We start from the raw sequence: 8,602 nt of genomic DNA on the forward strand, positions 1-8,602 counted from the left end.
GGGCTCTACGGGTTCGACCGGAGCGACGGGCGATACTGGAGCGACGGGCTCTACCGGTGCCACTGGTTCGACTGGGGCAACCGGAGCCACAGGTGCGACCGGCGATACGGGCTCCACTGGCGATACCGGCTCGACGGGAGCAACTGGCTCGACTGGCGCCACTGGCGATACCGGWGCCACWGGTTCGACTGGRGCAACCGGCTCGACAGGCGCCACTGGCGATACTGGAGCCACAGGTTCGACTGGAGCAACCGGCGCCACAGGCGCGACCGGCGATACCGGAGCTACTGGCTCGACCGGTGCAACCGGAGCCAYAGGTGCTACGGGTTCCACCGGCGCAACTGGTGATACCGGCGCGACGGGCTCTACGGGTTCGACCGGAGCGACGGGCGATACTGGAGCGACGGGCTCTACCGGTGCCACTGGTTCGACTGGGGCAACCGGAGCCACAGGTGCGACCGGCGATACGGGCTCCACTGGCGATACCGGCTCGACGGGAGCAACTGGCTCGACTGGCACCACTGGCGATACCGGAGCCACAGGTTCGACTGGAGCAACCGGCTCGACAGGCGCCACTGGCGATACTGGAGCCACAGGTTCGACTGGAGCAACCGGCGCCACAGGTGCGACCGGCGATACCGGGGCTACTGGCTCGACCGGTGCAACCGGCGATACCGGGGCGACTGGTTCGACCGGTGCAACCGGAGCCACAGGCTCGACCGGAGCGACTGGAGCCACTGGCTCTACAGGCGCCACGGGTTCAACCGGCGCGACGGGAGCAACGGGTGATACCGGAGCCACTGGAGCCACCGGCGCGACGGGAGATCCAGGCGCTACGGGTTCGACTGGTGCGACCGGCCCTACCGGCGCTGCGGGCTCGACCGGTGCAACTGGCTCTACAGGCGCCACGGGTGCAACGGGTCATACTGGCGCTACGGGTTCGACGGGCGCGACCGGCCATACCGGCGCGACGGGCTCGACTGGAGCAACGGGTCATACCGGTGCGACCGGCGCCACGGGTTCGACGGGCGCCACCGGCCATACCGGCGCGACGGGTTCGACTGGTGCGACTGGTCATACCGGCTCTACCGGCTCAACCGGCTCGACTGGAGCAACGGGTCATACCGGTTCGACGGGCGCCACGGGTTCGACGGGCGCGACCGGCGCAACTGGCTCGACCGGAGCCACCGGCTCGACTGGTGCGACTGGCTCGACTGGCTCGACCGGAGCAACTGGTGCGACTGGCTCGACAGGTGCAACTGGCGATACCGGCTCGACTGGCGCCACCGGTTCGACCGGAGCGACTGGCTCGACCGGCTCGACTGGAGCAACCGGCTCGACAGGTGCAACTGGTGATACCGGCTCGACCGGAGCGACGGGCTCGACTGGTGCGACTGGCTCGACCGGTTCGACCGGAGCCACCGGCTCGACTGGTGCGACTGGCTCGACTGGTTCGACCGGCGCAACTGGCTCGACGGGTGCGACTGGCGACACTGGTGCAACGGGTTCGACCGGCTCGACTGGCGACACCGGTTCGACCGGAGCGACGGGCTCAACCGGCTCGACTGGAGCAACCGGCTCGACCGGAGCGACAGGCTCGACGGGTGCCACGGGCGATACCGGAGCGACCGGTTCGACCGGCGATACGGGTGCCACGGGTTCGACCGGGGCAACTGGAGCCACAGGTGCTACGGGTGCCACAGGCGCAACTGGCGATACCGGAGCAACCGGCTCGACTGGAGCGACTGGCTCTACAGGCGCCACGGGTTCAACCGGCGATACCGGCGCAACGGGAGCTACAGGTGCGACCGGCGATACCGGCGCCACAGGTGCGACTGGCGCAACCGGCGATACCGGAGCTACTGGCTCGACCGGTGCAACCGGAGCCACAGGTGCTACGGGTTCCACCGGCGCAACTGGTGATACCGGAGCAACCGGCTCGACTGGAGCTACTGGCTCCACAGGCGCCACGGGTTCGACTGGTGCCACAGGTGCGACTGGCGATACCGGAGCGACGGGCTCGACTGGAGCAACTGGCTCTACCGGTGCCACGGGTTCGACTGGCGCAACAGGTTCGACCGGGGCAACTGGAGCCACAGGTGCTACGGGTTCGACCGGAGCAACCGGCTCGACCGGAGCAACGGGTTCGACGGGCGCGACCGGCCATACCGGCTCGACAGGCTCTACCGGTGCGACTGGCTCTACCGGGGCAACCGGAGCAACGGGTCATACTGGTTCGACCGGCGTCACGGGTGCGACTGGTGCGACTGGTCATACCGGCTCGACAGGCTCTACCGGGGCAACCGGAGCAACGGGTCATACTGGTTCGACCGGCGCCACTGGTGCGACCGGCCATACCGGCTCGACAGGCTCTACCGGCGCGACGGGCTCTACCGGGGCAACCGGAGCAACGGGTCATACTGGTTCCACTGGCGCCACCGGTTCGACTGGTGCGACTGGGCATACCGGCTCTACCGGGGCAACCGGAGCAACGGGTCATACTGGTTCGACCGGCGCCACTGGTTCGACTGGTGCGACTGGTCATACCGGCTCTACCGGAGCAACCGGCTCTACTGGTGCAACCGGCTCGACCGGAGCAACGGGTTCGACGGGCGCGACCGGCCATACCGGCTCGACAGGCTCGACCGGTGCGACTGGCGCTACCGGGGCAACCGGAGCAACGGGTCATACTGGTTCGACCGGCGCCACTGGTTCGACTGGTGCGACTGGTCATACTGGCTCTACCGGAGCAACCGGCTCTACCGGAGCAACGGGTTCGACGGGTGCGACCGGCCATACCGGCTCGACAGGCTCTACCGGTGCGACTGGCTCTACCGGGGCAACCGGAGCAACGGGTCATACTGGTACCACTGGTGCGACTGGTCATACCGGCTCGACCGGTGCAACCGGCTCGACCGGAGCCACGGGTTCGACGGGTGCGACTGGTCATACCGGCTCTACCGGGGCAACGGGTCATACTGGTTCGACCGGCGCCACGGGTTCGACTGGTGCGACTGGTCATACCGGTGCAACCGGCTCGACTGGAGCAACGGGTTCGACGGGTGCGACCGGCCATACCGGCTCGACAGGCTCTACCGGTGCGACTGGCTCTACCGGGGCAACCGGTGCAACCGGCTCGACCGGCGCCACGGGTTCGACGGGTGCGACTGGTCATACCGGCTCGACCGGAGCAACCGGCTCGACCGGCGCCACTGGTTCGACGGGCGCGACCGGCCATACCGGCTCGACAGGCTCGACCGGTGCGACTGGCTCTACTGGGGCAACCGGCTCGACCGGGGCAACCGGCGCGACTGGAGCAACGGGAGATCCAGGCGCCACGGGTTCGACGGGTGCGACCGGCCATACCGGTGCAACCGGCTCGACCGGAGCGGCGGGCTCCACCGGTTCCACAGGTGCGCCTGGTCCGACTGGTGCGACCGGTTGGGGCGGTGACCATGACAAGTATGACCAGCATGGTCACCATGGCCATCATGGCAACAACGGCAACGGCAACAATGGCAATGGCAATGGCCACGGCCACGACAACGACCACAAGAACAGCAGCAATTCAGGGAACGGACACAACAAGCATGACCACGATGGCAAGCCGGGTAACGGTCACGCCGGCAAGGTCACGTTCGAGTCGCTCGGGCTCAAGGACGCTGCGAAATTCCTGCAGTCGGGCTCGACACATGGCAACAGTGATCACGRCAGCCATGCGTCGTTCCGCAACCTGATCGGCCTGGCGTCYACATCSGTGWCGACAGACCTGCTCAATGTCCTCAAGACGATKAGCGGATTTGGCCAGAACCASAACAAGCCGTCGGGGGCGAGCWCGGATCTCASCTCGGACCAGACMAAGCATGGCGCCGGCTTCGCCAGCAACGACCACACCGCCAAGACCCTGAAGGACCTCTTGAAGCCGCACGAGTGAGCAAGAACCTTGAAGAGAGACGACCGACAGAAAAACGTGCGCGCGGATTACGCGGGAGAGCGGATTCGCGCGTTCATCATCTCAAGACAAGGAGTGGCATGAGAGTCGCGCGGCCGATCAGTTCGGAGTACAGTGGGGCATTGCGGGAAACCGAGGCTGAAACGCCTCGGCCCGGGCATTGTTGAACCTCGCCCTGCGTACCGGATGAGAAGTCCATGGTGAACGTCCCTGTGAATGCCGAAAACCAGCCGGTCCCGATCCGTGCCGGCACCGAAGCCGAAGTCGCGACGGGCAGGGCGGACGGCGAAAACGCGGCCAGGATTCCAGGCGGACCCGCCGAGTTCGACCGGATCCAGCCGCGCCTCAAGGCGATGCTGCGGGTCGCGCGCTATCATGGCGTCGAACTCGACCCCAACGAGTTCAGGGCGGCGGTCCCAAGCGCGGTCCCGAACGCGGCTGACCTCTCGCAATGGGCCCAGAACGGCGGCATGTGGTCGCGCGCGCTTCGCATCCGCTGGTCGCATCTCCTGCGCTTCGAGCACACGGGGCCGGTCGTCCTGCTGTTCAATGACGGTGGCGCGGGTCTGCTCACCGGGGCCAGCCCGGAGCGGAAGGTCGTCTTCCTCAAGAGCGCGGGCGCGCCCGACGATGACGAAGCCATCGCCATCGACGAATTGCGGCTGTCGCAGGTGTGGACGGGTGAGGCGGTGTTGTTGCGTCCGGCGCGATCCTACATCGCGGCCGATGCGCCTTTCACGCTGCGCTGGTTGATCGACCTGGTACGGTTAGAAGGCCGTTCCATGCGTGACATCGGTATCGCCTCGTTCACGCTCAGCATCCTTACCGTTCTGCCGCCGATCATCGTCATGACGTTGGTCAACAAGGTGCTGCAGTTCAACAGCGTTTCGACCCTCGTGCTGCTGTCGGCCATAATCGCCGTCCTGTTCGTTTACGAGACGCTCCTCGGCCACGCCCGAAGGCTGATCATCAACGTCGTCGGCGCCCGGCTGGACACCAAACTGAACTTGCACGTCTTCAGCAGGCTCCTGCGTCTGCCGCTCGACTATTTCGAGCGTCATCCGGCCGGCCAGACGATGTACCACCTCGCGCAGATCTATCGCATCCGCGAGTTCCTGACCGGAAAACTCCTCAGCACGTTCCTCGATCTGATCACGCTCTGCGTGCTGATCCCGGTGATGTTCTACATCAACGCCACGCTGGGCTGGATCGTGCTTGCCTGCGCGGGCGTGATCATGCTGATCATCTTCGCCTTTCTCGCGCCACTGCGCCGCAGCTACCAGCAGGTGGTCGAAGCGGAGACCTGGAAGTCGGCGGCGCTCGGCGAAACCGTTGTCGGCATCAAGACGGTGAAGGCGCTCGGTCTGGAGCCGCAACGCAAGGCGCTTTGGGATGAGCGGGTGGCGGACGCGGGCAGGGCCCGCCTTGCCTTCGGGCAGCTTGCCAACTGGCCGCAGACGCTTGTCACACCAATCGAGCGTGTGATGGTCCTCGGAACCATGTTGATCGGCGCTTATCTCGCGATGAGCGACACCTCTGGCTACATGATCGGCAGCCTGTTCGCATTCATGATGATCGCCCAACGCGTCGCGCAGCCTCTCGTTGGTCTTGCTCGACTGGTCGAGGACTTCGAGGAGGTAGGGGCGGCAATCGGCGAAGCAGGATCCGTCCTCAACCGACCCCTGGAAAGCAGTTCGAATTCGACCGGCCTAAGGCCGAAGCTCGTTGGCGAGATCAGTTTCCGTGACCTGACCTTCTCCTACCTCGGCACCAAGACGCCGGCGCTCGACCGGGTCAGCTTCGACATTCCGGCAGGGACGATGTTCGGCATCGTCGGGCGCAGCGGTTCGGGAAAATCGACGGTTGCGCGGCTGCTGCAAGGGATCAATCGCGATTACAGCGGTTTTCTCAAGCTGGATGGCGTCGACCTCAAGGAAATCAACCTGCGTCACCTTCGCCAGGGGCTCGGCGTGGTCCTCCAGGACAATTTCCTGTTCCGCGGGTCGATTCGCGACAACATCATCGCCGGGCGCCCCGGCCTGACCCTTTCGGATGCCATGCGAGCCGCCCACCTTGCCGGCGCCGAAGAATTCATCGAACGCATGCCGAACGGCTATGACACCTATATCGAGGAAGGGTCGCCCAACCTGTCGGGCGGTCAAAAGCAGCGGCTGGCGATCGCGCGCGCGCTCATCCACAATCCGACCGTCCTGATCCTCGACGAGGCGACCAGCGCGCTTGACCCGGAGAGCGAGGCGGTGGTCAGCGCCAATCTCATGCGCATCGCCAGGGGCCGCACGATGATTATTGTCTCGCACCGGCTTGCCTCGCTGACCGAGTGCGACCAGATCCTGGTCATGGATCAGGGCAAGGTCCTCGATGTCGCGCCGCACGCGACCCTGCTGGAACGATGCGCGCTCTACCGCCAGCTTTGGTTGCAGCAGAACCGACATCTCGACAGCCGTCACGGTCGTCTGGCCGCCGTGCCGCCGCGACTTGTTTGAGCATCGGCTTCGGGGCGCCCCATGAGCAGCATCAGCATCACCCAATCCAGCCTTCCCGCCCGCCGGCGCCGGACAGAACCGAGCGATCCGACGATGCCCGCCATCCTGGAATTCCAGTGGCCGTCGACGGCTATCGCCAATGCGCCTGTTCCGCGGATGGCGCGCAGCATCGTCTACATCATCTTGAGCATGGTCATCGCCCTGATAACACTTGCAGGGATCATACCGGTCGATCAGGTCGTCACCACCAGAGGGCTCGTGGTCTCGCAATCGCCAAACATCGTGGTGCAGCCGCTTGAGACGGCGATCGTGCGCTCGATCGAGGTACGCGAAGGACAGCGCGTGCGAGCCGGTCAAACGCTTGCGCGCCTCGATGCGACCTTCGCCTCGGCTGACCTCACCGCGCTGGCGACACAGGTTTCGACGCTTGAGGCCGAAGTGGCGCGGTTGAAGGCGGAGGCCGACGGCAAGCCCTTCAACTATGACGGCCTGGACCCGAGCTGGACCTTGCAGGCGTCGATCTATGATCGCCGCAAAGCCGTCTACGACGCCAAGCTGGCCAGTTTCGACCGGCAGAACGATGAACTCAGTTCCGTGATCTCGCGTTCCCAGTCCGATGCTGACGGCTACCGCCAGCGGCTGGCCGTCGCGGCCTCGATCGAGCAGATGCGCAAGCAACTGGAAGCAAGACAGGTGGGGAGCCGCCTCAACACGCTTATGGCCGAGGACAACTCGGCGGAAATGTCCCGGGCGCTCGGCAACGCCTTGCAGACATCGGAAGCCGCCAAGCGACAGCAGGCGACGGTGTCCGCCGACCGCGATGGCTACATCCAGAGCTGGCGCGCCGAAGTCTCGCAGGGCCTGTCTGAGGCGGGATCGCGCATGTCGGACGCCCGCGAGCTTCTCAACAAGGCAAAGCTGCGCAAACAGCTGGTCGAGCTGAAGAGCGAGGCGGATGCCATCGTCCAGTCGGTAGCCAAGGTCTCCGTCGGCTCGATCCTGCAGTCCGGCGACCGATTGATCACGCTGGTGCCGGACGACGCGGTGCTGGAGATCGAGACGAACATTGTCGGTCGCACCAGTGGGTTCGTCCACGTCGGCGATCCCGTGGCCATCAAGTTCGACACCTTTCCTTATTCGCAATATGGCCTGGCTCATGGCACTGTGCGCGCGGTCAGCCCGGATTCCTTCTCGGCTCGCGAACAAGCGCGCGACCCGAACAGCTCGTTGGCCATGCTGCCATCGGACACTGACCTGTTCTATCGCACGCAGATTTCCATCGACCAGGTCGCCCTCCATGGCGTGCCCGCCAGTTTCACGATCAGCCCCGGCATGCCGGTGACCGCTGACGTCAAGGTCGGCCGTCGCACCGTCCTCAAGTACATTCTCGGCGCCATGCTCCCCGTAGGCCAGGAAGCGATGCGGGAGCCATAGGCTTGGGTGCCGTGCCGCGACAAACGGAGGTATGAGTTCTCGCATCGATGGCAATCCTTGACCGGCTGACTGCCCTTGCCCCGCCGGCGCTGGTGTTGCGCCGGGCGATAAAGCTTTCTGACAGCGGCAAGCCTTCAGAAGCCTTTCCGCTGATGGCAATTGCCGCACGCGCCGGCATCACCGAGGCCGAATACCGGGTCGCTCGTTGCTATCTCGAAGGTTTGGGTGTGCCGCCGAGCCGGTCGGAAGGCGCGCGCTGGCTGCGGCGAGCGGCCGATCACGGCAGCCCCGATGCGCAGTCACTTCTCGCCGCGCTTTACGTGGCTGGACTGGCGACACAGGAGCCCGACGGCAATCGCATCGGATCGGAAAGCCTGTTCGAACGGGATTCCTCGCGGCAGCCGGAATTCGCGCCGGCGCTCGGTCTCGCGAAAAAAGCAGCCGAAGCCGGCTCCGCGACCGGGCAGGCAATCCTCGGCTATATCCTCAGCAGAGGCCCCGAAGCGATGCGCGACCTCGATGCGGCGCATGGCTGGTATGAGAAGTCCGCGGCCGCCGGCTGCCCCGAGGGATGCCTGGGCCTTGCTCTTTCCCTCGCCCGGCGCAGGCAACCTGGGCAAGCGGACAAGATTGCCGCCGAGGTTCGACGCGCTGCCGACGCCGGCCTGCCCACCGCAATCTACCTTCTTGGAGTGCTGACCGAGCATGGGCG

General features: G+C 65.6%; 4 protein-coding genes. All 4 read left to right on the forward strand.

All coding sequences use genetic code 11. The features are described from left to right. Window positions 1–3,934 (forward strand): beta strand repeat-containing protein (locus ACXJ7R_RS18195; protein ID WP_457153049.1); only part of this gene is annotated, 3,934 nt, incomplete at its 5' end. A gap of 215 nt (window positions 3,935–4,149) precedes the next feature. Beyond that, window positions 4,150–6,456 carry a peptidase domain-containing ABC transporter gene (locus tag ACXJ7R_RS18200; protein ID WP_457153050.1) on the forward strand — a complete coding sequence of 769 codons (2,307 nt, stop codon included), beginning with the start codon at window positions 4,150–4,152 and terminating at the stop codon, window positions 6,454–6,456. A 21-nt stretch (window positions 6,457–6,477) separates the two neighbouring features. Then, a complete protein-coding gene (locus ACXJ7R_RS18205) occupies window positions 6,478–7,890 on the forward strand; it encodes an HlyD family type I secretion periplasmic adaptor subunit (protein WP_457153051.1) in 1,413 nt (470 codons plus the stop codon). Between the two features lie 47 nt (window positions 7,891–7,937). Continuing rightward, a partial coding sequence (locus ACXJ7R_RS18210) for a tetratricopeptide repeat protein (protein ID WP_457153052.1) occupies window positions 7,938–8,602 on the forward strand: 665 nt, incomplete at its 3' end.

The organism is Mesorhizobium sp. P5_C1, from assembly GCF_054049815.1.